The sequence below is a fragment of the Granulicella mallensis genome (assembly GCF_014203225.1).
GTDB lineage: Bacteria > Acidobacteriota > Terriglobia > Terriglobales > Acidobacteriaceae > Granulicella > Granulicella mallensis_A.
Map to the genome: position 1 here is coordinate 25,626 of NZ_JACHIO010000027.1, position 26,282 is coordinate 51,907.

Genomic DNA, 26,282 nt, shown 5'->3' on the forward strand with positions numbered 1-26,282 from the left:
CATGAGTTAGAGAAGCCCTGCAACCGCCGCCGTAATGGCAATGGAGGAACTAAGTTGAGCGACCGTGAGTAAGTTCTGCCAGAAGATAGAGCTGCCGATCACCTTCTGCGGAACGACGATGACATCACCGGGATTGAGGTGCGTCGAAAGAACGTTGCCGGAGTACCACTCACCCGAGTGCTTGCCGACGACGATTCCATTCGCGCGAATGATGAAGATCTCGCTCTTGTTGGCAACCCCGTTCACGCCACCAGCCCGACGGAGATACCAACTGGCTTCCTTGCCGGGAACGAAGGTAATCGCCGAGCCGTTGTAGACCTGCCCGGTGACCAGCACGAAGCCGGGCCGTTTGGGCACGCTCAGCACATCGCCGCGGCGCATCTCGATATCGTCCGGAGTATTGGCCCAGCTATCGATATCCGCGCTGACATGGATGACCATGCGGCCAACCACAGGCTGCGTGCGCAACTGCTTCAGGATCTCTGTCTGCTGCGCTTGAGCAGCCTGCAGGATCGCACCCTGGTTCTGCGGATTGAGGCTGGTAGGAACACGTGCCGCGACCGACTGCGACTCGATCTGGCGGATGAGCTCATCTCTACTCTTCTCCTCCAGCTCCTTGACCCCTGTGCGTATGAGCACCGCGCCATCCGGATAAGCCGTGCCGCGGAAACCGCCTGCGCGACGCAGAACAGAACTCAGTCGTTCGCCCTCCTGCAGACCATAGCTTCCGGGGTAGGTGACCTCTCCGTTGAGCTTGATGGAAGAGCCGATGTCACTCCATCCGGAGATCTGATGAACAGTCAGAATGTCGCCGGCCTTCAAGGGAACATCCGCAGTGCGGTCATTGCCCTGCACCGCTGCCCCGATGCCGATAGCCGTACGATCGCTGACGACCTTCTTGCCGCCCTGAACGGTGTAACTCGTAAGGTCAGCCGACTCAAGCAGAGCATCACGCTTGAATCCACCGGCCATCTTCACCAACTGGGCCGCCGTCATGCCCTCGGAGAGCGCATATTGACCGGGGCGCAGGACCTCGCCGCGAATGACCACCTGCGGAGAATCAACCTCATATCGTCCGAAGATCCGAATCGTATCGAAGGGCTGCAGCGTCAGCGTGGAGTTGCCGATCATGGCGTCAGCCACATCGAACTCGATCGTCTCCGCATGCAGGTCCGGCGGAACCAGGCGAATGATATCGCCCTTCGCCGCAGGCTCCGGCAGCAGGTCCTGATAGCTGTGAATCACATCGCCCAGCTTCATGCCGTCGCGATAGGGATACTTCCCAGGACGAACGACATGCCCCTCTACATAGATCGCGTGTTCGCTGTACGGAAGAATCGCGCCAACATGAATGCGATCTCCATCCTTGACGTGGAATTCTTTGATGCCTTGACGAGAAGCCTCAGGCGTATTTGAAGCACCCGCAGCAGCCGGGTCGAGTGTAATCGTCTCGCGCTCCTGGTTCGGCTTGATACGTTCGACCGTAATGTGGTCCAGAGCTGCCGCCACGGTCGCGCCGCCTGCGTCATCCAGCATCTCCGCCAGCGTGGAGTCAGGTTTCGCTCCATCGGCGGCGATCTTCATCTCGTAGATCGCGGGCCGCTTCACCATGCCGTAGATAGCGACCTCGGCTCCTGCAGGAGGAATCAGCAGGGTATCGCCCGACTCCAGCCGCTCACCATCGATCCGCACACCATGCAGCAAGAAGTCATAGAGGTCGACATCGTTGACCAGCTTCCCACCACGATAGTGGCGCACCGTGCGCAGAGAACCAACAGAGGTCGGCCCACCGGCTGCATACAAAGCATTCAGAGGCGTCGAGAGCGAACTCAGGTCATAAGCGCCAGGCCGCTGTACATCGCCGACAACATAGACCCTCAGCGTGCGCAGACGCGCAACCGTCACATCGATGCGCGCATCGCGGAACTGGCTCTTCAGCGCGCTCTGAATCGAGGCCTGCGCATGCTCCAGCGTCATGCCGGCGACGACAAGTGCTCCGGCTTCCGGCAGGATGATCTTGCCTTCGCGATCGACAACGCGCGTAAGGCTCTGCGAGAGACCGCCCCAGAGATTGATCGTGAGCCCATCGCCCGGACCGAGCACATAGTCAGGGCCTACTGGAAGATCGAGCGGCACCGTGGTCTGGCCGCCGCTCGCACGCATGGCAGTCGAGTTAGCGCGGTTGAGAAAGACATCGGAGCCGAAGCGCCTGAGCTTCGTATCATCCTGCGGGATCTGCGTGTAAAGATCGCGCATGGCGAGAAGATTGTAGGGTGCAGGAACACGCAGAACCGCAGGCGCATCGGTAATATTGCGACGCCTGTCGAGTGGGCCGGTCCTCTGCGCCATCGTTGAACCGGAGCTTGTACTGCTGATGGAAGTGGAAGAAGAAGTACTATCCGTCGTCGGACTCGTCGGGAAGGCGCCGCTCCCAAGACCTGCTCCCGGCAACGTGGCAAGCGAGTCAAGGCCGGGCGTGGAGCGCTGATCGACATCCGCGCCCGCCAGCGAACGATGCAGATCGTCCTCCGAGATATAGCCGCGCGAAAGCATCCACTGCGTAATGCTCGCGCGCAGGCTGGGGCTGGTGGCAATCTGCCGGTACAGCATATCGTCCGTGATTGAATCGGCCTGAACCGCGGTTCCCTGCTGCTGAAGCTGATCGGCGATCAGCTGCTTCAGCTCCGGAACCAGCTCCGGCCGCTGCTGAAGAATGTCGTCGATCTCGGCAGCCGTCAGAGAGTCGTGCGAAGTGAGGCTGCTGCTGGAACCCAGGCCTGTACTGAGGTCCGTACTCGAAGCTCCCATCGTGTTCTGGGTATCGGTAGAGTCGGAGTCCGTGGCGTCCGAGGAAGAAGCGGAAGATCCCAGACCCAATCCCAGACCGAATCCCGTACCCGTCGAGGAGGACGAGGACGATCCCGCCGTACCATCCGTGGGTGGCGCGCCAGTCGGCGTGGAGGGCTGCTGTTGAGCCTGCAGCAAGCCGCACATTGCGGCAAACACGGTTAGGCACAGCATCAGATTGCGGCTGCGGCGTACCCATCGAACTGTCGTTTGCTTCGTCATAGGATCAACTTTTGAGATCAGGATGCGATCGAGAATCAGGACCCGCGGGGATGGCTGCTACAGCAGCCATCCCCGCCTTTGTTAGTTAGTGCGAATACATCTCAGGCTCGCCGGCACTTCCGGCGGGCGGCAGATGGCGAAGAAAGAGGACGATGGACCAGATCTCGTCATCGCTGAGCGTGCCCTTGGAAGCAGGCATGCCAGAGGGAGAGAGACCGTTGTCGATGACCCACTTCAACTGTCCGTCGGTGTAGCTCTGGACCTCAGGCGCAGTCAGTGGAGGAAGCGGAGGCGACATTCTGTCCGCGAATGGAACACCGGTGTTCTGACCATCCATCCCGTGGCAGGCGACGCAATAGTGTCCGAAGGCTTCCTTGCCAGTCGCAAGATTGTCGGCCGTGTAAGGAATGGGGTTCTTCTCGGACTTATTGCCCACCGTCACGTGATGCTTGGTGGCCACAACGATGCTCTTTTCCAGCTTCGACGGCGTACCAACCTTGCAGCCGCCAACCAGGGACACAGCGCCCAGAAGCGCTGTGCCCGACAAAGCGATAGAGAGAAGTCGCCGCATGATTACTCCGTCACGTGCAGCGTCATCTTCATGCCGCCGTGGCCCGATCCGCAGAACACAGAGCACTGCCCGACAAACGTGCCTGTCTGCGTCGGGGTGAAGTTGATCTCTTTGGTCTCACCCTTCTTGGAAGCGACCACGAGGTTGAGTTCCTTGAACTTGACGCCGTGCGATACATCCTGGCTGGTGAAGGCGATGACAACCGGAACACCCTTCTTGAGGGTGATGTCCCCGGGGGTAAAGTCAAAGCGCTTGGCGACGATCTCGATGCGGCGGGGAGCTTCCTGCGCATTGGAACGATGCGCAAAGAAGAGGACGGTGGCGAGTACGGCAAGGACAAACGATGACGTTAAGGCCTTGAATTTCATGAGTTGCTCTCTCCTGTGTTGGGTCGCTCAGGTACAAACTGGGCTTGCAACCTCAAGCTAACAATCCGCACAGAGGGGAGTGTCAGGGCACTGTCATCTAAATGTCATTGGTTTGTAAGCGCACCGTTGTCTTTGCTTCTGAGATAGGTCCGGGCTTTAGCCCGGACATTCAAAACAGCCAACAAATGGGGCTTCGGCCCCTGGGATAGGCTCTCCTCACCACAGGAATAAATGCCAAGGGATAGGAAAGCTTGTCCCAGGGGCTAAAGCCCCTTTCACCTTTGCCCATAGCACCCGGGCTGAAGCCCGGGCCTATCTCAGAGACAACAGCAAGAGCATCGCGGTCGATTCGTCAAACACTGCATCTCCCCACTTTCACAGGATTTTGCGGCCACAGATGCTATTCTTCCCGGAAACAGTGTCTGAGGGTTTTTCGTTCCAAGAGGTGAGGTTGGATGGCGTCACAGGATTGGCATACACCGGAAACAGCGGCCCGGGCTTCTATCTCAGCTTATGAACTTCGTCCGCTCTCCGTCGGAGAAGTCCTGGACCGAACCTTTTCGATCTATCGGTCAAGGTTCTGGTTATTCGCCGGAATCTCCGCCCTGTCGGGATCAGTACAACTGGTCACCCAGGGATTCGGATTATTCATCCATCATCTAGTGCTGGTCCACTACGGGCGCAGCGCAGCGCTGGTTGGGACCGAGATCGTCAACGTTGCGGCGATCTTCATCTTCCTTCTGGCGACAGCAGTAACGCAGGCAGCCACAGTCTATGCACTTAGCGAGGTCTACCTGGGACGAATCGCGACCGTCGGCCTGTCGCTCAAGGGCACGATTGGACAATGGTATAGATACCTGGGAATCGCCCTGTGGCAGACAGGGAGCATGATCTGGGTCGCATTGCTGCTGGTGACGCCCGCCATCGTTCTCTTTGCGATGAAGCTGACTGCTTTTTACTGGCTGGCTATCCTGCTGGCGCTCCTGGCAGGCTTCGGCGGTCTGGCCTATGGCTTCTATGCCTACCTTCGGAACTCGCTGGGCGTGCAGATCGCTGTGGTCGAGCAGGCGACGGTACGGTCGTCGATGCGCAGAAGCAAACTTCTTTCCAACGGCGCCAAGGGCCGGGTCTTTCTTGTCCTGCTGATTGCAGCAGGATTGTTCTGGGTAGCAGGCATGATTCAGTTCCCCTTCTTGATCCTTATCGGACGCTCCCCGCTCGAAGAACATGTACTGGCGCAAGGCGCGATCCTGCTGGTGAGTTTCTTCGCGCACACGCTGGTCTCTCCCGTGGCACTGATCGGGCTGTCTCTGGTCTACTTCGATCAACGGGTGCGCAAGGAAGCCTTCGACCTGCTGATGCTGCTGGGCCCGGAGACCGCGCCGCAGCAGGCCGTCGTGACGGAGGCAGTCTATCCAGTGGTAGCGTCTCCTCAGGCAGAAGTGGCCTATCCTCAAACAATGTCCGTAACAGATAACGTTGCGCCGGCCCCTCCGGCAACCGTCATAAGCGAAGAGGATGCAGGCCAAATTGGCGATGCAACGAAACTCTAAAAATCTAACCAGGAACGCGGCTTTCGCAGCATCGCTGGCTCTCTGCGCAGCCACAGCGATGGCCGCACCTGCGCTCAGAAGCGTCTCTCCGGCACAGCTTCGTTCCGATATCTCGCAGCTTCAGAGCCTGGTCTCCGCCTGCGCGTCTCAGTCAGCCTCGTGCGACAACGCCAAGGTCGTGAGCGACGAACAGATCGGCGATCCCGCCCACCCCGGCGGCTTTGAGATGCATTGGGATTGGCTGCGAACCGCCCTCAACGACGCAAAGACCGCTAAGCCGGAAGACCGTAAAGTTCTACTGCACGATGCCGCCGCTCAACTCGACGAGCTGGCCCAGGACGAAACCTCCCCGAACGGCACCCCTGCAAACGAGTTCGACAAAGCCCGGACCCAGACCAACAACATACTTTCCAGGCCGGAGTTCCAGGGAGACGACGGGCCTACCTGGTGGGAGCGCCAGAAGACCAAACTGCTCTACGGGCTGGAACGAATCTTTGAAGGCGTCTCCCGTATCGGCTCCGCCGCCCCCTGGCTTGGCACGCTGCTGGAGTGGCTGCTGTTTACCTCCGCAGCAGGCCTGCTGCTCTTCTTCGTGCTGCGGGGTCTGGCCCGGCAGAGACTGCGCGTCGCCCTGGGCGAGGGCGCGACAAAAGCCACAGCCTGGGACCGCGAAGCCACGGACTGGGCAAAGATGGCCGAAGCCCACGCCGCTAAACACGAGTGGCGCGAGGCCGTGCACTGCCTCTATTGGGCCGCTATCGTGTCGCTGGAGTCGCGACGCGCCTGGACGCATAACCCCACGCGCACTCCCAGAGAGTACGTTCGTCTGCTGAAGCCGGGGTCTCCGCAGCAGCAGGGACTTCGTGGTCTGACCCAGATCTTCGAACGCGTCTGGTACGGCCTTCGCGAGGCCGACGGTGAAGAATACAGCCGCGTCCGCGCGCTCTACGACAACCTTGCCGCCAACGAGATCGGTTCCTCTGCCGCCACTCCCGGGGAGGCAGCATGAACCTGGGCGAAGGAAAAAGCGACCGTAAGCTGCTGCTGATCCTCACCGGCATCATGGTCGCGCTGATCGTGGGAGTCAGCATCCTGTCGCCCACGACTGCGGACAAAGACCCGCGTCCAACCAGCTACAACGCCGCTCCCGGCGGAGCCAAAGCCGCCTACCTGGTCCTCGAAGATCTCACGCACTCCCAGGGACGGTCCATCTCGCGCTGGAAGCAGCCCCTGCATGAGCTTGCCAATCTGCAGGCTGACCGCACAACGCTAATCCTGGCAGAGCCTCGTTATGCCGCGACCGACAGAAATACGTTTGCCGCGGACATCAAGAGCTTTCTGGAGCGCGGCGGGCACGTTCTCACGACCGATTCCGCCGGCGCTCTGCTGCTGCCGGGCGGAGCCGTCAAGCCTCGCGGCATGCTGCGCGGAGGATTGTGCGAAAGCACTCCCGAAGGCCCCGGAGCCCTTGCCCGCAGCGGCCAGGTGGAGTTCGACGAGCACGATCAATGGGACGGCGAAGGACCGCAGTATCGTGTGCAGCAACGCTGCGGCGCAGACGCCGTCGTCGTGAGCTACGCCGTCGGCAAGGGCGAGGCCCTATGGTGGACCTCCGCCTCGCCACTGAGCAACAGCGGGCTCAAGCACGATGCCAATCTGCGGCTGCTGCTGGCCAGTGTCGGTGAAGGGCGCGATGTGGTCTTCGACGAATCGCTGCACGAAGAGATCATTCCCTCCCTGTGGGACACGGCCAGGGGCCTTCCCCTGGGCTGGCTTTCCTTACAGGCGATAGCCCTGTTCGTCCTGCTGGTGTTGAGCTTCAGCCGCAGGCGCGGTCCACTGCGGATGCCGGTCACTCTCCCGCGCAGTTCGCCGGTGGAGTTCGCCGAGTCCATGGGCGATCTCTACGAAAAGGGCCGAGCCACCAGCGCGGCCACCGAAGCCGCTCGCCGCAGGCTGCTGCGCGTGCTGACGCGTGAGGCGGGAGTCTCACAGGCTGCGGTACAGCAAGGCCCGGAGGCTATCGCCGAGGCACTGCAGACGCGCCTCGGAAACGAGGTCAAAACTTTAGCGGCGACGATTGCCGCACATCTGCGCGATGCGGAAGATGTGCGGAGAACATCCATCTCGGCCCACAGCGCCCTGACACTGGTCCAGGCTCTAAACGGAGACGCCGAAGCCGTACGGGCGAAGCTCCGAGTCGGAGAGCGGGCGATCGCATGAACAGAATCAAGATGCAATTTAAAGAATTTCGTACACGGAGACCGGAATGAGCGGAAACGGCATGGGCGTAGCGGCAACCACAGAGTTGTTCACACGAGGGCAGGAGCAGATCGGGCGCGTCATCGCCGGCCAGCAGGAGGCCGTCGCGCAGGCTCTGCTGACGATGCTGTGCGGAGGCCATGCACTGATCGAAGGCGTCCCCGGCGTAGCCAAGACGCTGGCCGTAAAGATGCTGGCGCGCTTCCTCGCGCTCGACTTCAGGCGCGTGCAGGGAACGCCCGACATGATGCCCGCCGACATCCTGGGTACCAACGTCTTCTCTCCCAAGACCGGAGACTTTGGCTTCCACAAAGGCCCCGTATTCACGCAGTTCCTGCTGACCGACGAGATCAACCGCATGCCGCCTCGCACCCAGGCCGCGCTGCTGGAGTCCATGGAAGAGCGGCAGGTCACCGCCGACGGAGAGCGGCACCAACTGGACGAGTACTTCACCGTCTTCGCCACCCAGAATCCCGTCGAGTTCGAAGGCACCTATCCCCTGCCCGAGGCGCAGCTCGATCGCTTCCTCCTGAAGATCAAAGTCGAGTACCCGGAACTGGCCGACGAACGCACCGTCCTCGAACGGCACCACGCGGCACACACCGGCACAGGACTCTCCGACATCGCCATCGAGCCGATCCCCTTCGAGCTGCTGGCAGCCGCACGGCGCGAGATTCGCTCCGTGCAGGTGGAGGGAGCGATCTTCGACTATCTCCTCGCCCTGGTACGGCGCACCCGCGAGTGGCCGTCCCTGGCCCTCGGCGCAAGCCCCCGCGCCAGCGCCAGCCTTCTGCTGGTAGCCAAAGCCTTCGCCGCTCGCGAAGGCCGCGACTTCGTGATCCCCGACGACGTAAAAGAAGCCGCCATCCCCGTCCTGCGCCACCGCCTGACGCTAAGGCCCGAAGCCGAACTGGAAGGCTTCGACACCGACCGCGTCGTAAGAGACGTGCTCGCCGCAACCCAGGTTCCGAAGTAGTACGAGTGATAAGTGATAAGTGGTAAGTGGTAAGTGGCAAGTGACAAGTGACAAAGAATTTTCTTGCCGCAACCCAATACAGCCCGAACCACCCAATCTCTCTACTTATCACTTGCCACTTGTCACTTATCACTCTCTTCTATGCAGACACTGATCCCACAACCCGCGACCGCAACTGCCAAGCCACTGGGCAAGACAGGCCGCGTGCTCGGCTTCGGTCTCACGCCGCTCGCGCTGCTGCTGATAGCAGCGGGGCTGCTCATGGCGATCCCCGCGTTCTTCCACATCCGCCGGATCGGGTTCATGCTCGGCTGGGACGCGTTACTAGCCGTGCTCATCCTGATCGACGCCCTGCGGCTTCCCCGCCCTGAAGATTTCACGATCACCCGCAGCTTCATCGACTCGCCGCAGCTCGGACAGCCCACCCGCATCGAGCTCGCGGTCCGGATGGAGTCCGACGCCGTGCTCGATGTACGCCTGGTGGACGACCTGCACTCCGCACTCGTAGCCGCTCCCACAGAACAGCGCCTCGAAGTCTTTCCACGCGAAGAGGTCGTCAGCGCGGCAACGATCTATCCCAGCCAGCGCGGTGACTTCGCCCTCGGGCGCGTCTTTCTGCGCTATCGCGGAGCCTTCCGCCTGGTGGAGCGCTGGGCCGCCGCGGAGCCTGTCGTCAAAACGCTCGGCGGCGACGAGCCACACAAGCCGCAACGAGTACGCGTCTTTCCCGCGCACGAAGACAGCCGCGAGCGCACGCAGTTCTACCTCCTGCGCGCCCGCCAGATCGAGATGCAGAAGCGCAAGTTGCGTCTGCGCGGCGTAGGCCGCGAGTTTGAGAGCATGCGCGACTACCAGCAGGGCGACGAGCTGCGCAACGTCTCGTGGACGGCTACAGCCCGCCGCGGCAAGCTCGTCACACGCCAGTTCACGGTAGAGCGATCACAACAGGTCTGGATGGTACTCGACGCCGGACGGCTCTCCCGCACAGCGTTTGAAGTCAAACGAGACTCCACGGAAGCCTTCGCCGAAACCACTTCCGAGCGCGAAGCCGCGCATCTGCTGACCGTCACTCAACTCGACCAGGCCGCGACAGCAGCGACAATGCTCGCCCAGGTCATCAACGGCTCCGGCGACAAGTTCGGCCTGATGGCCTATGGCCGGGACGTCCAACAGCTCCTGCCTCCGGGCGCGGGCGCGTCGCACGTGCGGCTGATGATCGACCTGTTGAGCCAGACGCGCAGCGAAGCCTCCGAGGCCGACCATCTAAACGCCGTAGCCCGTCTGAAGACCGCGCAACGCCGCCGTGGTCTGATCGTCTGGATCACCGAACTGGTCGACAGCGCCGGACGCCCTGAACTGGTAACCGCCGCCTCGGAGTTGGTGCGGCGTCACCTGGTCGTGCTGGTACTGCTGAAGCATCCCGAACTGGATGAACTCGCCGCACGTACCCCCAAGATAAGCAGCGAGATGTTCCACACCGCAGCCGCCCAGGAGATGCTGGAACGCCGCCGAGAGACCATCGCACAACTGGAACGGCAAGGGGTACTGATCGTAGAAACCACCGCAGCCGAAGTCGGCATGCGCGCCGTAAGCAAGTACCTCGAAGTCAAGGCATCAGGCCTGCTGTAGGAAAGACAGAGTGTAGAGAGTAGAGGATAGAGTGTAGACGGCAAAGACAGAAGCAAACCCACCTCTCCTGTTTTTGCTGTTGTTGCCTTTGCTGTTGTGTTGCCTTTCTTGCTTTGTCATTCCCGCAGGGAATCTGCTTTTGCGGTTGCGGTTGTCTTCGCCGTTCTGGTTGTCATTCCGAGCGCAGCGAGGAACCTGCTGTCTGCCGGTGCAGGCACAAATGCTTGCCTTCTCCACGAACGCACACGCCACCGAAGACACAGCGCGAAGCGCCATCCGTGACGCTTTAGCGTCGCGGTATGGAGGGTAAGGGAGGCAATCGCCTTCAAGCCCCTGAAATAGGATTAGCAAAAATGCGGCCTTTAGGCCCGGGCCTTTCGTTTATGCTGCCCACATGGATCGCGCTCCACAGGAAACCCGAACTTACCACCTCACTGCTGTTACGGCTCAACGCCGAAGCCTCTTTCAGGTCACGGCGACGGCTGAACTATTGCAACAAACAATCTTTGATTACCGGGGTCAAGGCAGGTTCCTACTGCACGCGTTCGTCATCATGCCCGATCACTTCCACGCGCTGATCACACCTGCCCATGATGTTTCGCTCGAAAAGACCGTGCAGTTCATCAAGGGAGGATTTTCTTTCCGCCTGAAGAGCAAGTTCGATGTCTGGACGAGAAGCTTCAACGAAACCCAGATCCTGGACGAAGAAAAGTTCCTGACCTGCGTGCGATATATCGAAGACAATCCTGTTCATGAGAGGCTCGCTCAAACACCGGAGGTCTACCCCTACACCTCCGCAGGACGTGGCCCGCTGGACCCCATGCCGCTCCACCTCCGGGCCTAAAGGCCACATTTTGGGTGGTCTTAATTCAGGGGCCTGAAGGCGATTGCCTCCCTTACCCTCCGTCTCCGCGACGCTAAAGCGTCACGGTTGGCGCTTCGCGCTGCATCGGCAAGATGAAACACCCAAACGCCCAACGAAGCGCTACGATGCCTTCTCTACGCTCTACTCTCTACACTCTGCTTTCCAACCCTCTGCCGTCCACCCTCGCTCAACCACACCACCAACCCCGTAAACAGCACCGCGCAGACCGCAAACTTAAGCGCCATGGGAGCATGAGTCGGCGAGAGAAAAGCCTCAAGCGTACCCGCAACGATCAGCAAAGGAATCGTCCCCGAGATCAGTTGCACCGCCTCATTCCCCGCCAGAGCCAGAGCCTCGCGACGCCGCAGCATCCCCGGAAAGAGAATCCCCGCACCGAGCCGCAGACCGGCGGCCCCGGCGATCATGATGCTCGGAATCTCCAGCGCCCCATGCGCAGCCATGAAGCTCACCAGGTTAAGCGCCATATGGTGCTGCGCGCAGCAGGTCAGCACCACCGCGATCTCCAGGCCGTTATTGAAGAGCAGAAATAGCGTGCCGAGGCCCGCCAGAATCCCCCCGGCAAACGTCATGAAGCAGACGCCGATATTGTTCGTCATAATCGCCGACGACGCCTGCGGCTTCGCGCTCAATACGCTATCGGTCCACATCTTATGCTGCTGAATCGTGTCCATCATCTGCGGACCGAGCATCATCGTTGCGAAGTCCGGGCGAACAATCGTAATCAGCGTTCCCAGCAACCCCGCGAGCAGGAAGACAGCGGTCGCCGCCGTCACATAGCCCGACAGCCGCCGCAGCAGCCGGGGATAGCCATAGGCAAAGAACCGCCACACACTCGCAGCAGAGATGCGCTGCCCCGAATAGACATAGTTATGCGCGCGCCCCACCAGACGGTTGAGATACTGCTCCAGCGCCCGCGAGCTGCGGTCGGCACGCGCCGAGCTCAAGTCCGCCGCGCCCTGGCGATAGAGCAGGCCCAGCTCGCGCAGCTCCGCAGGGTCGAGCGACTTCACGCCATGGCTCTCGACCTGACGCACGAGCACGTCGAGCCGGTTCCAGTTATTCTTACGAAGATCTATCCAGAGGTTTGAGATCATGTCGACTTTCGAGAGAATCGGCTTCGAGGATCAGCTTAACATTGACACACCGGAACAGGTGGACCTGCGTTTCAATGTGGCTGGCATTGGCAGCCGTTTCGTGGCGCTCCTGTTGGATATGCTGGCGATCTCCGCCGTCTATCTGATCGAATTCTTTGGCCTTCTGGCATTCGCCTCCACGCTTCCGCACGTCAGCGGCCACACCAATCTGGATACCGCGGGCAAGTGGGTTCTCGCCCTGTTCATCTTCTTCCAGTTCCTGCTGTACTGGGGCTACTTCGCGCTGTTTGAGGCCTTCTGGCAGGGACAGACGCTGGGCAAGCGCGTCATGAAACTGCGCGTCATCAAAGACTCCGGACGCCAGATCACCTTCTTTGAGGCACTCGCACGCAATCTGCTGCGCATCGTCGACTATATGCCCGCGCTTTACCTGGTCGGCGTAATCACCATGGTCTGCAATAAACGCAACAAGCGGCTGGGCGACTTCGCCGCAGGCACGCTGGTTGTGCACGAACGCATGGACGAGCAGCCTCTGCTGTACCAGACCAGCACGACGATTCTGGCGCCCACGGCCCTGCCCATGCAAACCCCGTGGCAGCAGAGTGTGCCATCGCTCTTCCCTGCCGATGCCATAACACGCCTGAACACCCAGGACCTGCTGATCATCGACACCTTCTTCGCGCGCATGCTCGATCTGCCGATGGAGACCAGGGCAACCATGGCCTACCGCATCGCCGGACAGATGGCAACGAAGATGGGCCAGCCTCTACCAGAGGGCAACCCTGAGCGGATACTGGAATCTATCGCGTACCAGATGCGCGGCAGCGGGCGCGGGTTTTAGGGAAGATTACAGACCAGGCTTAAGCTCTAGCTTTGCTTTTCTGGCTTGTCATTCCGAGCGCAGCGAGTGAATCTGCTGTCTCCCGTTTTTTGCCAGGGACTTCACAAAGGTTGTGGGCTAGCTCCAACGTAGCTCCAGTTCTAGATCACTTGTTTTCTGGTCGGTACGAACGAAGAACGGGAGACAGCAGATTCACTCGCTACGCTCGGAATGACAAGCCAGAAAAGCAAGAACAAAAACAAACCCTACCCACCGACGTATTACTAAACCAACCGTCGCCGAAACTCCGTAGGACTCACCTTACAAAGCGCCCGAAACACTCTCGCAAAGTGCTGCTGCGTCTGGAACCCACAAGCCAGCGCCACATCAAGCACACGCGCCTCCCGGCTTACCAACAACTCCTTGGCCCGCTCCACCCGCGCCCTCAGGACAAACTGATGCGGGGCCAGCCCCGCCGACTGCCGAAACATCTGCGAGAAGTACGATGGGCTCAGTCCGGCCGCCTCTGCCATCTGCAGCAGGCTCAGGTCTTCATGCAGATGTTCGTAGACGAAGCTGGTCACCCGGCGAAGCTGCACCGGCGTAAGTCCTCCACGATAAGTGCGCGGAGCACGCAACGTTCCTCGCGATTGCAGCAACGCCGCAGCCAGCGCACGCCCAAGGGAGTCCGCATAGACTCTCCCGGCCGGAGACCCCGCCGCCTGTTCAGCTTCGGCAGCCGTCACCAGCGCGCGGATTCGTTCATCCTCAAAGCGCGGTGTCTCATGCAGCTCCCGCGAACCGTTCCCCATCTCTTCGGCGACCGAGAGCATCGTGTCATCCGGTACCGTGATCAACAGCATCTGGATCGAGCTGCGCCAACGCACCCACTCTTCGATGTTTCTCCGGCACAGAATCATCTCTCCGGGCGCATAGCGGCATCGCGAGAGGTCGTACGTCCCCAGCCCGAACTCAAACTCAGCCGGAGTCAGAACCTTCGCCAGCACCTGGCTTTCGAAGAGCTGACAAACCGGCTCGGGGGAGATCTCACCGGCGATTCGCTGAAGATGGAGTGCGGAGCCCATACCTCAATCTTAGAACCGTTCCATATAGAGGCAGAAGGCTTTCCCTAAAGCTACCTCATGAACTACCTACCCATACATTGTCATCTCGACCGAAGGGGCGTTCTTTGCCGTCGTCCATTCGACTTCGCTCAGGACGGAGAGACCTGCAGCTTGCTCGTGCGGGCAGTATCGCCTCCATTCGCAAGCCTGCAGGTCTCTCCACTGCGCATGACATAAAGCCGTCATGCTACGGTCGAGATGACAATTTGTGGTGAAGCCGATAGCTAAAGAGAAGTGCTCTGAACGCCCGCAAAGAAACCGGACGATTGGACACAGAAGCGAAGAATCAGACAAATCTCCCGATCTCATCTGCGGTGTCATGGACTTGTAGTTCCAGATCCCCAAAGGAAACCCTTTTCATGAGCACCCTCCCCACCGCCCCCACACACCCTACCTACAACGTTCTCGGAGTCCTGCTTCAGTTCCTCACCACGCCCGAACAGGTCAACGACCCGATCACCGTCATGCGCGGCACCGTTCCCCCCGGAGTCGTCATTCCGCTCCATAGCCACGCCGATCCCGAAGTCTTCTACGTGCTGGACGGCGCTCTCGAAGTCTTCCAGGCCGAAGGCCCGACCGCAGGCTGGCAAACCGTGACGGCTGGCGAAATCGTTACAATCCCCGGCAACATCCGGCACGCCCTCCGCAACACCTCTCCCGCTCCAACCACCTCGATCACGGTGAGCAAGCAGGAGCTCTACAACTTCTTCCGCGAACTCGCCCAGCCCTTCGATCCCTCTGTGCCTCCCGCACCGCCCACTCCCGAGGCGATGCAGCAGCTCTTTCAGCTCGCGGCGAAGTATAAGTTCTGGCTCGCCTCGCCTGACGAAAACGCAGCGATCGGCATCTCGCTCGGATAATCCAATCGGCCGCCCCTTCCGAGGGCGGCCGAGCCGTATCTGCCGGACAGAATCGGTGATAGAAATCAGATATGTCCACCTCCGGCCTCACCACGGAAATGCTCGACCTTCTCTCCGATATCCGGCAGCTAGCTGCCACCGCACCAACGCTCGAACCCCTCCAGCAAGGCATCGTCACGGCCATCACGCAACGTCTCCCCTATTACAACTGGACCGGCTTCTACATGCTCGATCCCCACGATCCCGAGACCCTCGTGCTCGGGCCGTTCGTAGGTGCTCCGACCACCCACGTCCGCATTCCCGTAACGGAGGGCATCTGCGGCGCAGCCGTGGCCTCTGGCGAGACCGTCATCGTCGACGACGTACACTCCGATCCCCGCTACCTGTCCTGCTCCATCGACACCAGGTCCGAGATCGTCGTCCCCATCTACGTCCAGGGGAAGGTGATTGGCGAGATCGATATCGACAGCCACGACTCCGCCGCCTTCACCAACGCGGACCGCGATTTTCTCGAAGAAGCCGCACAGATCGTCGGAGCCTATATCGAGCAGCATCCCGCTTAGTGATCCCCTCCTGAAAACCAAATCGCCCCCAAATCCGTAACCAAAGAGGGCGTTGGTGCGTCAGATATCCGCGGACAGGAAAGACCCTCCCTCCGCAGTTCCCCTTTGCGAAGGGTCAAAAGGAATGGGTGAAACCCATGCTCTTACTTCTACTGGCGTACTTTGGTGGCATCCTCACCATTCTCAGCCCGTGCATTCTGCCGGTGCTTCCATTCGTATTCGCGCGTTCCGACCAGCCCTTTCGTAAGAGCGGACTTCCTCTGCTGGCGGGCATGGTCGTCACCTTTGCGCTGATCGCCAGCCTCGCCACCGTCGGAGGCGGCTGGGCCATCCGCGCCAACCAGTTCGGTCGCGCGGCAGCCTTGGTTCTCTTCGGAATCTTCGGCCTCACGCTGCTCTTCTCCTCGCTCGCCGAGCGCCTCTCGCGCCCCTTCGTTCGCCTTGGCAACAGCCTCTCGCAGGGCTCCGGCGCAGGCCCCAGCGTCGCCAACTCGTTTCTGCTCGGCATCGGCACCGGCCTGCTCTGGGCGCCTTGCGCCGGACCGATCCTTGGACTGATCCTCACCGGTGCTGCCCTCGGCGGAGCCAGCGCCCACACCACCGTCCTGCTCCTCGCCTACGCCGCAGGTGCCGCCACCTCCCTGACGCTCGCGCTGCTCGCCGGTGGCCGCGTCTTCTCTGCGATGAAGCGCTCGCTGGGAGCCGAAGAGTGGATTCGCCGCATCCTCGGCGTCGCCGTCCTCGCCGGCGTCGTTGCCGTGGCCTTCGGCCTCGACCGCGGAGTCCTCACCCGCCTCTCGCTCGCCAGCACCTCCGGCCTGGAGCAGCGGCTCGTCGACCGCCTGCACTCCCAGAACGACCAGATGATGGCCCGCAACCCACAGGGCACACCCGTCTCAAGCGAGATGACCGGCCCCTCAACTGGCGGTTCCGCCTCCGGCGATGCTCTCTCCCAGATCAACGGCGCGACGGCGTGGATCAACTCTCCCCCGCTGACGCCGGATTCCCTGCGCGGCAAGGTTGTGCTCGTCGACTTCTGGACCTACTCCTGCATCAACTGCATCCGCAGCCTGCCCTACATCAAGGCCTGGTATGCCAAGTACAAGGACGACGGCCTCGTCGTCATCGGCGTCCACACCCCCGAGTTCCCGTTCGAGAAGGATGAGGCCAACGTTCAGAAGGCCGTGCGCGATCTCGGCGTTCTCTACCCCGTCGCGATGGACAACGACTACCGTATCTGGCGCAACTTCAACAACCAGTACTGGCCCGCGCATTACTTCATCGACGCCACCGGCCACATCCGCTACCACCACTTCGGCGAGGGCAACTACGACGAGTCGGAGAAGTGGATTCGCGGCCTGCTCGAAGAGGCCAACCACAAGCCACTGCCCGATGCCGCCACCCAGGTAGCGGCCACCGGAGCCGAGGCCGCAGCCTCCGACGACACGCAGTCTCCGGAGACCTACATCGGGTACGAGAGAGCGCAGAACTTTGCCTCCCCCGATGGGTTTAACCAGGACGACATGCAGCTCTATCGAGCCCCGGCCAAACTCCAGAAAAATCAGTGGGCGCTTGAGGGCAACTGGCTTGACGAAAGCCAGATCGCCACGTCTCTCGCGCCGGCAGGCGGCAGCATCCTCTACCGCTTCCACGCACGCGACCTGCATCTCGTCCTGGGTCCATCAAAGGACGGCAAACCCATCCGCTTCCGCGTCACACTGGACGGCAAAGCCCCCGGCGCGGACCACGGTGTAGACACAGACGCGGAGGGCTATGGCACGGTGACGGAAAACCGTCTCTACCAGTTGATCCGCCAGCAGGGCTCCATCCAGGACCGCACCTTCCGCATCGAGTTTCTCGTTCCCGGCGTTCAGGCGTACGCCTTCACCTTCGGCTAAAAATTAGCCTCAAGCGTCTATAGAAAAGAGGAATCAATCATGACAGACCATCGGCAAGAGCAGTCAGATCTTCAGATGACTGGAGCGACGCACACACAGCGTCCCAGCCGCCGCACCTTCCTCGCCACGGCAGCAGGGGCCTGCGGAGCCGTCGCACTCTGGTCGCTCCACAAGTCGTCCCCCCTCGCAGTAGAAGCCAAGGGGGAAAGCCAAACAGGCCCCGTCACCCTCATCCAGTTCTCGGATGCCGGGAAGAAGATCGGCAAAGTCACTGTCCCCCGCGTCGTAAAGACGGACGCTGAATGGAAGCAGCAGCTTTCGCCGATCTCCTATGACGTGACGCGCCACGCAGGCACCGAGCGCGCCTACACCGGCAACTCCTGGGATCTCCACGACCGGGGCCTCTTCCGCTGCATCTGCTGCGACAACGCAATCTTCACCTCAGATACCAAGTTCGACTCCGGCACCGGCTGGCCCAGTTTCTGGATGCCCATCGCCAAGGAGAACATCATCGAAAATACCGACAGCACCTTCGGCATGGACCGGACAGCCGTCTCCTGCCGCCAGTGCGACGCCCACCTGGGCCACGTCTTCGACGACGGCCCCCGCCCCACCGGCCTGCGCTACTGCATGAACTCAGCCGCCATGCGCTTCGTAAAATTCGCATAGGCACCTTATCGGCAAAGAGCTACGAGAGATTCAGCACCGAGGCAATCAATCCTCAACGCTGAATTCCTCGTAGCTCTTAGCTCAACAGTCCCCTTCTACCTCCGCAGCCGTTACCCGCACCGAACTCACTCCGCCCCAAAATAATCCCGATAATGATGGCGACACCCCGGATTAAACCCTGCACCACAGTTCGGGCACACATTACCGCAATCCATATACTCCCGCACGCTGAGCACCTCCCCGCACGCCCCACACAACACCGCTGGCTCGTCCCACTCGCTGCGAGGCCACACCTCGATCTCATGCTCTGCCAGCGCATGATGGCAGTCTTTGCACGCGTAGAAGACGCCGCAGCACTTCATCTTGATCGCGATAATGTCGACCGAACTGTTGTAATGCGCACAACGGGTCTGCGCGTCCAGATCGATTCCGTGTACTTGAGGCCGAGAATCGGGCATGCCTTTAGAGTAGAACCTGAAGCCAATATTCTCTATCCCGGAGACCCAGGATGACCGTAACGGAAGACCAACGAGCCGCAGAGCTGCTCGAAGCACAGACCAAGGCGGCACAGCTCTTCCGCGAAGTGGAAGCCCGCGGGCTGGTCCGTCCCGGCATCACCGAGAGCCGCCTGAACGAAGAGATCTACACCCTGGCGAAGGAGCTTTTCGGCATCTCAACCTACTGGCATAAGCGCATCGTTCGTGCCGGTAAAAATACCCTGCTCCCCTATGCTGAAAACCCTCCCGACCTTGCCCTCGGCGAAGACGATATCCTCTTCCTCGACCTGGGCCCCGTCTTCGAGCAGTGGGAGGCCGACTTCGGCCGCACCTTCGTGCTCGGCTCCGACCCCGCAAAGCTCAAGATGCAGCGCGACATCGCCCAGGCCTTTGCAGAGGGCAAGAAGCACTTCCAGGAGACGCCGGATATCACCAGCAGCGAGCTCTTCCACTACGCCCACTCCCTGGCGGCAAAGTTCGGCTGGGAGTTCGGAGGCCCCATCGCCGGACACCTGATCGGTCAGTTCCCTCACGAACGCATCGCCGACGACAAGGTAACGCTCTACGTTCATCCCAAAAGCAACCTGACCATGCGCTCCCAGGACGAAGAAGGCCGGCAGCGACACTGGATTCTGGAGATTCATTTTGTGGATAGGGAACGCCAGATCGGCGGCTTCTTCGAAGAGCTGCTTACCGTCTGACCGGCAATAGATTGAACTCTCTGCTCAACCCCTCATAGCTCTTAGCTGATTGAAACCCCACCGAGTGCATTCTCAGCCAAGACCTACAAAGAACTGAGTACTTCTTCGCGGGCGCGGCATCGTTTATTTAAAACGCTGTCAGACAAGCGTTAGTCTAGAAGAAATTCTATTGACACACGGATTCCCCACCTGATAGTGTTCCGCTACCAAAAGTTTTTAATGTTCCTTTAGCAACCCTGACTCCACCTTCCCGAAGGAGCAGCAACGATGCAGGCCGCACCCGTTTCCAGAAAACGAAATATCGGCAGCTAAGTCATCCTCTCGCTCCACCAGAGCAGATGATTCCGTTTCATCCCGAAAATGCCAGACCCCGAGCTCTCTTCTCGTCGGGCCATAAGGAGTCCTGTGCTCAAGGACTGCTCTCTTCTATGGCATAACCACCCTCTCTACCCACAGCAAGAAGGAGGCAATATGTCACGCATCCGCATGGCCGCAGGTTCCTTTGTTGAGTTGCTCGGTCAACGCTGCTTCATCTCCCGGTTCGTTCTCTTCCTCGCAATGGCCTTACTGGCTCCCTTCACCCTGTTGCACGCGCAAACCACCTACGAAGGCAACGCCAGCGCCAACGCGCTTGAGGGCACGGCTGTATCAGAAGCCTGTTCCGGATGTCTGAACGGCACGCGTATCGGCAATATCGGAAACGGCAACGCCAACTATCTCCGCATCAAGAACATCAGTGTTCCTACCACCGGCACCTACACGGTCACGCTGTACTACACGGAAGGCAGCGACGGCGGAGCCCGCTCCTTCACCCTCCAAATCAATAATGGCGCAGGGCCGACTCTAACCAATCTGACGGGCAGCAGTTGGACAGCTCCCGCAGCCCCGGTCACCTTCCAGGCCAACTTCACCGCCGGCAGCGGTAATTCCGTAGGATTCTTCAATGCGACAGGCTCTGCCCCCGATGTCGACCACATCGTAGTAAGCGCCAGCAGCGGCGGCGGTGGCGGCACGACCGGTTCCCCGTTGCTGATCGGCTATGTGCCTGACTACAACGGAAGCTTCGCCACCTATGCAACAAGCATTAACTTCTCCAAGATGACGCATCTGAATCTCGCGTTTGGAGTTCCGCCAACCTGCAGCGGCACCTGCACCGCGAGCAGCAATATGACCTTCTCCCTCAACCAGAGTGACTCCGCTATCGCCGCGCTCGTCAACGCAGCCCACGCAGCCGGAGTCAAGGTGCTGCTCTCCATCGGCGGTGGTGGCGGCGACCAGCAGATTATTCAGTTCTACAACGCGGGCCTTTCAACGCAGCTAGTGAACTCGCTCGCGACGTATCTCACTGCGCATAACCTGGACGGAGTCGATCTGGACATCGAAGACCCCAATAACATGGGCACTCCCTACGGCACCTTTGTAAGCGCACTCGTCTCCAAGTTCCGGCCGGAGGGCAAAGTAATCTCCGCTGCTGTAGCGGAATATCTCCAGAGCGCGATGCCGGACTCAGCCCTGCATCAATTTGATTTCGTCAACGTCATGGTCTATTCGAACTACTCCGACGCCCAGGCTGGCCTGCAATACTACGCGGTAACAAAGTCCGTACCGAAGAATCAGATCACACTCGGAGTACCATTCTTCGGCCAAAGCTCCGACGGCAATACGGAAGAGGAATACAACACCATCCTGGCGGCTTATCCCAACGCCTGGCAGTCGGACGAAGTTAGCGGCGGCTCACTCGATGGCGGAGAGGCTCTCTTCTACGTCGGTGAATCAACAATGGCGCAAGAGACGCAGCTAGGCGCACAATACGGCGGCGTGATGATCTGGGAACTCACAGGAGACGCCCCAGCTCCCCATTCCCTGTTGACTGTAGTCCAAAACAACCTATAGCCCGCAGCGGTGGGGCGGAGAGATTCGAACTCCGCCCCACCGCTTAGAGCAAAACCTCAATGTAATTTCTTCGACAAACTAACGACTCATCCCACCAGGTAGTGTCTGACGAATCGACGGCTACGTTTTTGCTGTTGTCTCTGAGATAGGCCCGGGCTTTAGCCTGGGCATTATGGAATAAACACGAATGGGGCTTCAGCCCCTGGGATAGCCTTCCTCTCTTGGCCTCTCTACCTGCGGAGAGGAGAGCCTATCCCAGGGGCTGAAGCCCCATTTATCGCCTGTCTGAATATCCGGGCTAAAGCCCGGACCTATCTCAGAAGCAAAGACAAAAACAAAAGCCCTATCTCCGATTCGTCAGACACTACCTAAAGCATCCTCAGTGCAATGACACTGACGTCTTTGTCAGGTGCCTGCGGCGGGAGTGTAATCTGCAAACCGCTATCCGACTGTTGGAAAACGAGTCTCTGATTGTTGCTCAGCAGTCGTGCTGAAACAACCTTTGGCTTAACGCCGGTGATCGTGAGCGATGCCGAGGGCCAATCGAAGACGTGAAGAAATAGAACATTGTCTTTCGCCGTAGTACGAAAGCCAGCATTACCCTGGATCGGTCCAAAGGTAGTTCCGTAGATGGACTCACCATTGACGGTCAGCCAATCGCCAACACGGCGTAAGCGCTCCTGAAACTCTGCCTGAATCGTCCCATCGGGCTGTGGACCAACGTTGAGAAGGAAGTTGCCACCACGGCTGACGACTTCGACAAGGGCACGAATAAGATCCTGCGCCGATTTGTAGTGATGATCATGCGCGTTATAGGCCCACGTGTCGTTGATCGTCATGCAGGTCTCCCAAAGCTGAAAATCTGCCTGTCTGGGTGCGCTTAGGGGAGATCCCTTTTCAAGGTCGGCGCCAGGACCATGCGCACGCATTCCCTTCGTGGGAATCACCTTCGGGATGAACTGCTCAGGGGTAACAAAGTCGCCGGGAACACCGATGCGATCGTTGACGAGGGTCGCAGGCTGCAGCGTACGGATCATGTCGAGCACGCGCCGGCCATCATACTTTTCCTGGTGATCGAGACCGTCGAACCATATCACCTTCACATCGCCATAACGTGTGAGCAACTCGGTCAGTTGCAGCTGCATGTACTGCAGATACGTAGGCCATTCAGGGCGCTCAGGCTGACCATGCCAGGTCTCACTCGCCGGCCTGGAGGTATCGCGAAAGCCGGGATGATGCAGGTCAGGAGGAGAATAGTACAAACCAAGAGGCATCGATCGCCGGGCGCAGGCGTCCGCGAGTTGCTTGACGATGTCTTTCCCATAGGGCGTGTTGGTGATCTTGTAGTCGGTATAGGCTGAATCGAACATGCAGAAACCGTCATGGTGTTTGGTGGTAAAGACCATGTACTGCTGACCGGCTGCACGTGCCAGATCGATGAAGCTGTCGGGATCGTAGTTGACGGGATTGAATCGCTTGTGAAGAGCGACATACTCAGCTTCGCTGATCCCTCCCGGTTTTGGAGTCATGATGGGCCAGGAGGCCTCAACACTAGCGAGCGAGTAAGGCCCCCAATGAATAAACATGCCGAACTTCGCCGCGCGATACCAGGCGGTACGCACGTCCTCCGGACATTCTCCGAAGGCCAAATGCGGGATAAACGGCAGTGAAGCTGTAGCGAGGGAGCGACGAAGAAATTGGCGACGGCTTGCAATATAAGCGCTCATGCGCTATCGACAATATCTTTCGAAAGCGTCGATCGTCAAACGAACCCGCCACAAACAGGAACATCCGAGAAACACACCTAAAGCGGCCCGATCAAAATATTGAATTGAGCGCTCAAATCATTCAATACCTGGGCGGGTGGTCCAGGTCTGAGCCGGAAAAAAATGGGTGCCCCACATCTCGTTTTGAGATGTGGGTTGTAGGACATGCCGAGGGTTTTGTTGGATAACAGCCGATGAATCGAACATTGCGCTCAGGAGATCATGCCACGTCAAACGCCCACGTCTCAGAAGCGAGACGTGGGGCACCCACATCTGTAGCGCAAGTTGAGATCTTGGCCATCCGCCCTCTCGACTTTCTGGGCAGGCCCAGAGACCATCGCGCGCGTCGTTCGCCAGGGCCTCTACGCTGCGAACCCGTCGTCAAACGAAAAGTCGCAAGTCCCAATATGGAACGGCACAAGTAAGAAGCAGGGTGAATTAGGTTTCAGTCGCGCAGGCCTGATAGAACGTTTGCATGTCTACGTTCCAGTTCTCCGACGCTTCAAAACTGCTTTTACCCGCCGCAGTATCGCTTATGGTTGCGGTAATTGGGGCGATACTCACTTGGGCAAGAGATCTTGGCCGCAGCGCTAGACGACTCCGTCTACTCGACGAATCCACTAAGCGCATAGAGTTTTGGCATCGCTGGTTGGAGACATTGGGAACAACTTCGAACGCGACTCTCCAGGATAAAAGAATGGCAGAAGCTGACATCCGGCGAACCGCCAGTTTAGTCAAGAAAGTTTTTGACAGTTGGCCTCTTCCAAAGGAATGGACAGCAGAAAGCTTCCTGAGCTACCGCGCAAATCTATCCGCATGGCGTAGAGCTTTGCTTATTTATCGGCAGCCTATTTTGGAAGCTCATTTTTATCGCACGATGGCATTCACAATGTTTGCCTCTTTTGCGTTCATTGTCATGGGCATAGTATTCCTTAGCGCGCATCCAACTCATCGCATGAGAGTGCAAACATATCCTTGGGAGAGCCTCACCGTTTCGGCGGTGTACCTAATGCTCTCATTAGCTTTTCGCACCTCCGCCGTTCGCAGGGAAACTGCAATCTTAGTGAAGAAAAGCAATCAGGAGTTAATGTTTGAACGCTCCCCTGCGCCCAAATCGAATTTGGAGAAAGAGCTTCAAAGGCGAAGATTGAAAGATCTCTACCAAAGGGAGCGTAGCCAGCCACCCGCCACTGAACATATAGAAATTGCTCCCAATGAATTAAATCCATGAACATGCGAACAGTAAAGTTTGCATGTTTCTGTTGTATCTTAGAGAACGCCAACACTTACTTAATCTGAATCGTTGAATATCTGGCAGTAATGCCAGATTCCGGCGGAAGCTGCGGGTGGTTGCAACCACATACACATCCGAAAGTGATGTATAGTTCCAGCGTCTTTGTAAGTGATTTCGTTCAATACAAACGCAATCTTTGTACCAGTTTTCAATGCGTCAAGATCATCTTGAGTAAACGCAATACGTTCCCATGTGTCAGACCATTCAGAGTCCGTAATAAATTCCTCTGTCCCGGCCCCGACCGTGTGAACGTTTGAGGCATCTGGTTTCGGCCCGTTAAAAGCCTTCTTTTCTCTCTTGACTTCCTCTGCAAATTGAGTCAAAACGGCTTTTTGTGTTTCGGGTTTATAGTCGTCTTTCAAGAATGCGACCGCTGCTTGATCTACCAGTTGAATCGAGTTCGGCCCTGTATTTTTATAATGGATATTGAACGCAATTGCTGATCCTGCGATAAAGTCACTACCCTCTATCCCTGCGGTATTCGGCCCCGTAAATTTTGGACCTCCAGCAAGAACAATGTAGCTTCTGGGCGATGGTACTGCTGTTCGGGAGACTTCTTCTGAAACCGTCCAATTTTCACCTAAATCATGCAATTTTTCTTTCATCCATGCAGCGGGTGGCATCTTCGTGCCAGCTAGAATCTCAGGATCAATCGGATCATGCGAAAGTATATATTCATTACGCAACGTAGTTTCGATTCCACGTCTACGATCAGCCTCGGTCATACGACCAGTCCCCCGCTCCTCGATCAGGAAATTGCTGAGCTTTGTGTTTTGACTGCCGACTGCATCCAACTTTGCCCCCAAGGTATTGATTTCTGCTTTATGAGAATTCTCACCCCGGAGACGAACGGCGGTGAGTACAGCAGTTCCTACCAATGCGATGACTATGAGAACAAAGCAGGCGACGATGTGTGCGGTTTCCTTCTTGGGCGGGATGAAGGACATAATTATCCCCACAATCGCCAACAAAATCGGAGTTGAATCTGCGAGAACAGGAAGTGAAAGGTCTGTCCCGAAGTGGTGCCACAATAGTGCCGCAACACAAAACAGCCCAAGGGAAATTGAGCCCAAGATCTTGAAGACCTTGTGGAGATACCGAAAGCAGATCCGCCAGCGCAGAAGGCGTAGGTATGCCGACCTTTGCACGTAATGGCTATCTATCATGCGAGCTATCCTCGCATGGCGCACGCCACACGTAAAGGCGATAATCTTCATCCCCAGGTCATAGGTTCGCCAGATCTGAACATAGGCATCCACGGCAACATCCATCGTGCATTCAGATCGCTTCGGTAAAGCATTAAAATCAAAGAGGCCATCCCATAACGGACTGGCCTCTTTTCGTGTTCGGGATACCGGAAAGCGACGGAAGTCTTCCGCGAGTGTGAGAGTATGGCTGACATGCTCGCCCCTCTACTCATGCTCGCTCTCAGTGCCAACTCCCCGACTATCCCGGAAAATGACCGTGGCTCTTACCTATATCGGGCCTGCCAGGGCGCAATACGTTATAACGACGCCGGATCGTCGGGAACTACCTCCGATGCCATGCAATCCATTCGATGCGTTAGTTATTTGAGTGGCTTCCTCGACGCGATGGACCTCGCTGGTCTTAAGGCCATCTGCGCTAATGGTGCATCGATGGGTACTGTAGCGCGCGTTTACATTGCTTACATGACAGCTCATCCCAAACTCATGGACGTGGAGATACCAGTTGGTGTGAGTGAATCGCTGCTGGATGCCTATCCCTGCGCAGTTCCTAAGAAGTGAGTGGACCTTCGAGGAACAGCCGA

General features: G+C 58.7%; 23 protein-coding genes. 15 read left to right on the forward strand and 8 right to left on the reverse strand.

Going from position 1 to position 26,282, the window contains the following annotated elements; translation table 11 throughout:
- Positions 1–6: 6 nt before the first annotated feature.
- From HDF15_RS22820 to HDF15_RS22830, 3 genes are all read right to left on the reverse strand, one after another.
- Positions 7–3,069 (reverse strand): SLBB domain-containing protein, encoded by a 3,063-nt coding sequence (locus tag HDF15_RS22820; RefSeq protein WP_184259877.1) that lies wholly within the window; start codon positions 3,067–3,069, stop codon positions 7–9.
- 85 nt (positions 3,070–3,154) lie between these two features.
- Positions 3,155–3,640, reverse strand: coding sequence for a c-type cytochrome (locus tag HDF15_RS22825; protein ID WP_184259880.1), 486 nt, complete (start codon positions 3,638–3,640; stop codon positions 3,155–3,157).
- 2 nt (positions 3,641–3,642) lie between these two features.
- On the reverse strand, positions 3,643–4,008 hold the full coding sequence (locus tag HDF15_RS22830) for a cupredoxin domain-containing protein (protein ID WP_184259882.1): 366 nt from the start codon (positions 4,006–4,008) through the stop codon (positions 3,643–3,645).
- A gap of 455 nt (positions 4,009–4,463) precedes the next feature.
- Between HDF15_RS22830 and HDF15_RS22835 the strand changes: the two genes are divergently transcribed.
- The 6 genes from HDF15_RS22835 to HDF15_RS22860 all read left to right on the forward strand — a co-directional run bounded on the left by HDF15_RS22835 (position 4,464) and on the right by HDF15_RS22860 (position 11,272).
- Positions 4,464–5,561, forward strand: a complete 1,098-nt coding sequence (locus tag HDF15_RS22835; protein ID WP_184259885.1) for a hypothetical protein — start codon at positions 4,464–4,466, stop codon at positions 5,559–5,561.
- A complete protein-coding gene (locus HDF15_RS22840) occupies positions 5,545–6,570 on the forward strand; it encodes a DUF4129 domain-containing protein (RefSeq protein ID WP_184259888.1) in 1,026 nt (341 codons plus the stop codon). The genes HDF15_RS22835 and HDF15_RS22840 overlap by 17 nt, the downstream gene beginning before the upstream one ends.
- Positions 6,567–7,784, forward strand: a complete 1,218-nt coding sequence (locus HDF15_RS22845; RefSeq protein WP_184259891.1) for a DUF4350 domain-containing protein — start codon at positions 6,567–6,569, stop codon at positions 7,782–7,784. Before HDF15_RS22840 ends, HDF15_RS22845 begins: the two co-directional genes overlap by 4 nt.
- 46 nt (positions 7,785–7,830) lie before the next feature.
- Positions 7,831–8,799 (forward strand): MoxR family ATPase, encoded by a 969-nt coding sequence (locus HDF15_RS22850; RefSeq protein ID WP_184259894.1) that lies wholly within the window; start codon positions 7,831–7,833, stop codon positions 8,797–8,799.
- Positions 8,800–8,940: 141 nt separating this feature from the next.
- Positions 8,941–10,428: a DUF58 domain-containing protein gene (locus HDF15_RS22855; protein WP_184259897.1), complete on the forward strand. Its 1,488-nt coding sequence runs from the start codon at positions 8,941–8,943 to the stop codon at positions 10,426–10,428.
- A gap of 394 nt (positions 10,429–10,822) precedes the next feature.
- Positions 10,823–11,272, forward strand: coding sequence for an REP-associated tyrosine transposase (locus tag HDF15_RS22860; protein ID WP_184259899.1), 450 nt, complete (start codon positions 10,823–10,825; stop codon positions 11,270–11,272).
- A 155-nt stretch (positions 11,273–11,427) separates the two neighbouring features.
- On the opposite strand, the gene HDF15_RS22865 is transcribed toward HDF15_RS22860, so the two are convergent.
- Entirely contained in the window at positions 11,428–12,408 is a 981-nt protein-coding gene (locus HDF15_RS22865) for a stage II sporulation protein M (protein WP_184259901.1), read from the reverse strand.
- Between HDF15_RS22865 and HDF15_RS22870 the strand changes: the two genes are divergently transcribed.
- The gene (locus HDF15_RS22870; protein WP_184259903.1) at positions 12,407–13,249 is read left to right on the forward strand and encodes an RDD family protein; all 843 of its coding nucleotides are present in this window, start codon (positions 12,407–12,409) and stop codon (positions 13,247–13,249) included. The genes HDF15_RS22865 and HDF15_RS22870 overlap by 2 nt on opposite strands.
- 263 nt (positions 13,250–13,512) lie before the next feature.
- On the opposite strand, the gene HDF15_RS22875 is transcribed toward HDF15_RS22870, so the two are convergent.
- Positions 13,513–14,313 (reverse strand): helix-turn-helix domain-containing protein, encoded by an 801-nt coding sequence (locus HDF15_RS22875; RefSeq protein WP_184259905.1) that lies wholly within the window; start codon positions 14,311–14,313, stop codon positions 13,513–13,515.
- A 398-nt stretch (positions 14,314–14,711) separates the two neighbouring features.
- Here HDF15_RS22875 and HDF15_RS22880 point away from each other — a divergent pair, with 398 nt between their 5' ends.
- The 4 genes from HDF15_RS22880 to msrB all read left to right on the forward strand — a co-directional run bounded on the left by HDF15_RS22880 (position 14,712) and on the right by msrB (position 18,342).
- On the forward strand, positions 14,712–15,212 hold the full coding sequence (locus HDF15_RS22880; RefSeq protein WP_184259907.1) for a cupin domain-containing protein: 501 nt from the start codon (positions 14,712–14,714) through the stop codon (positions 15,210–15,212).
- A gap of 71 nt (positions 15,213–15,283) precedes the next feature.
- On the forward strand, positions 15,284–15,775 hold the full coding sequence (locus HDF15_RS22885) for a GAF domain-containing protein (RefSeq protein WP_184259910.1): 492 nt from the start codon (positions 15,284–15,286) through the stop codon (positions 15,773–15,775).
- Between the two features lie 137 nt (positions 15,776–15,912).
- A complete protein-coding gene (locus tag HDF15_RS22890; protein ID WP_184259913.1) occupies positions 15,913–17,673 on the forward strand; it encodes a cytochrome c biogenesis protein DipZ in 1,761 nt (586 codons plus the stop codon).
- Between the two features lie 39 nt (positions 17,674–17,712).
- Positions 17,713–18,342, forward strand: coding sequence for a peptide-methionine (R)-S-oxide reductase MsrB (gene msrB, locus HDF15_RS22895; RefSeq protein ID WP_184259918.1), 630 nt, complete (start codon positions 17,713–17,715; stop codon positions 18,340–18,342).
- A 125-nt stretch (positions 18,343–18,467) separates the two neighbouring features.
- On the opposite strand, the gene HDF15_RS22900 is transcribed toward msrB, so the two are convergent.
- The gene (locus HDF15_RS22900; RefSeq protein ID WP_184259921.1) at positions 18,468–18,800 is read right to left on the reverse strand and encodes a CHY zinc finger protein; all 333 of its coding nucleotides are present in this window, start codon (positions 18,798–18,800) and stop codon (positions 18,468–18,470) included.
- A gap of 50 nt (positions 18,801–18,850) precedes the next feature.
- Here HDF15_RS22900 and HDF15_RS22905 point away from each other — a divergent pair, with 50 nt between their 5' ends.
- Together HDF15_RS22905 and HDF15_RS22910 are read left to right on the forward strand one after the other, a co-directional pair.
- Complete coding sequence (locus HDF15_RS22905; RefSeq protein ID WP_184259924.1) at positions 18,851–19,540, forward strand: M24 family metallopeptidase; 690 nt, start codon at positions 18,851–18,853, stop codon at positions 19,538–19,540.
- Positions 19,541–20,011: 471 nt separating this feature from the next.
- The gene (locus HDF15_RS22910; RefSeq protein WP_184259927.1) at positions 20,012–21,433 is read left to right on the forward strand and encodes a glycosyl hydrolase family 18 protein; all 1,422 of its coding nucleotides are present in this window, start codon (positions 20,012–20,014) and stop codon (positions 21,431–21,433) included.
- A 368-nt stretch (positions 21,434–21,801) separates the two neighbouring features.
- On the opposite strand, the gene HDF15_RS22915 is transcribed toward HDF15_RS22910, so the two are convergent.
- A complete protein-coding gene (locus HDF15_RS22915) occupies positions 21,802–23,160 on the reverse strand; it encodes an alpha-L-fucosidase (RefSeq protein ID WP_184259930.1) in 1,359 nt (452 codons plus the stop codon).
- A gap of 736 nt (positions 23,161–23,896) precedes the next feature.
- Between HDF15_RS22915 and HDF15_RS22920 the strand changes: the two genes are divergently transcribed.
- Positions 23,897–24,430, forward strand: coding sequence for a hypothetical protein (locus HDF15_RS22920; protein WP_184259933.1), 534 nt, complete (start codon positions 23,897–23,899; stop codon positions 24,428–24,430).
- A 59-nt stretch (positions 24,431–24,489) separates the two neighbouring features.
- Here the strand turns inward: HDF15_RS22920 and HDF15_RS22925 are convergent, their stop codons facing one another.
- Positions 24,490–25,764 carry a hypothetical protein gene (locus tag HDF15_RS22925; RefSeq protein ID WP_184259936.1) on the reverse strand — a complete coding sequence of 425 codons (1,275 nt, stop codon included), beginning with the start codon at positions 25,762–25,764 and terminating at the stop codon, positions 24,490–24,492.
- Positions 25,765–25,893: 129 nt separating this feature from the next.
- On the opposite strand from HDF15_RS22925, the gene HDF15_RS22930 reads away from it, so the two are divergent.
- On the forward strand, positions 25,894–26,259 hold the full coding sequence (locus HDF15_RS22930; RefSeq protein ID WP_184259939.1) for a Rap1a/Tai family immunity protein: 366 nt from the start codon (positions 25,894–25,896) through the stop codon (positions 26,257–26,259).
- Positions 26,260–26,282 lie beyond the last annotated feature (23 nt).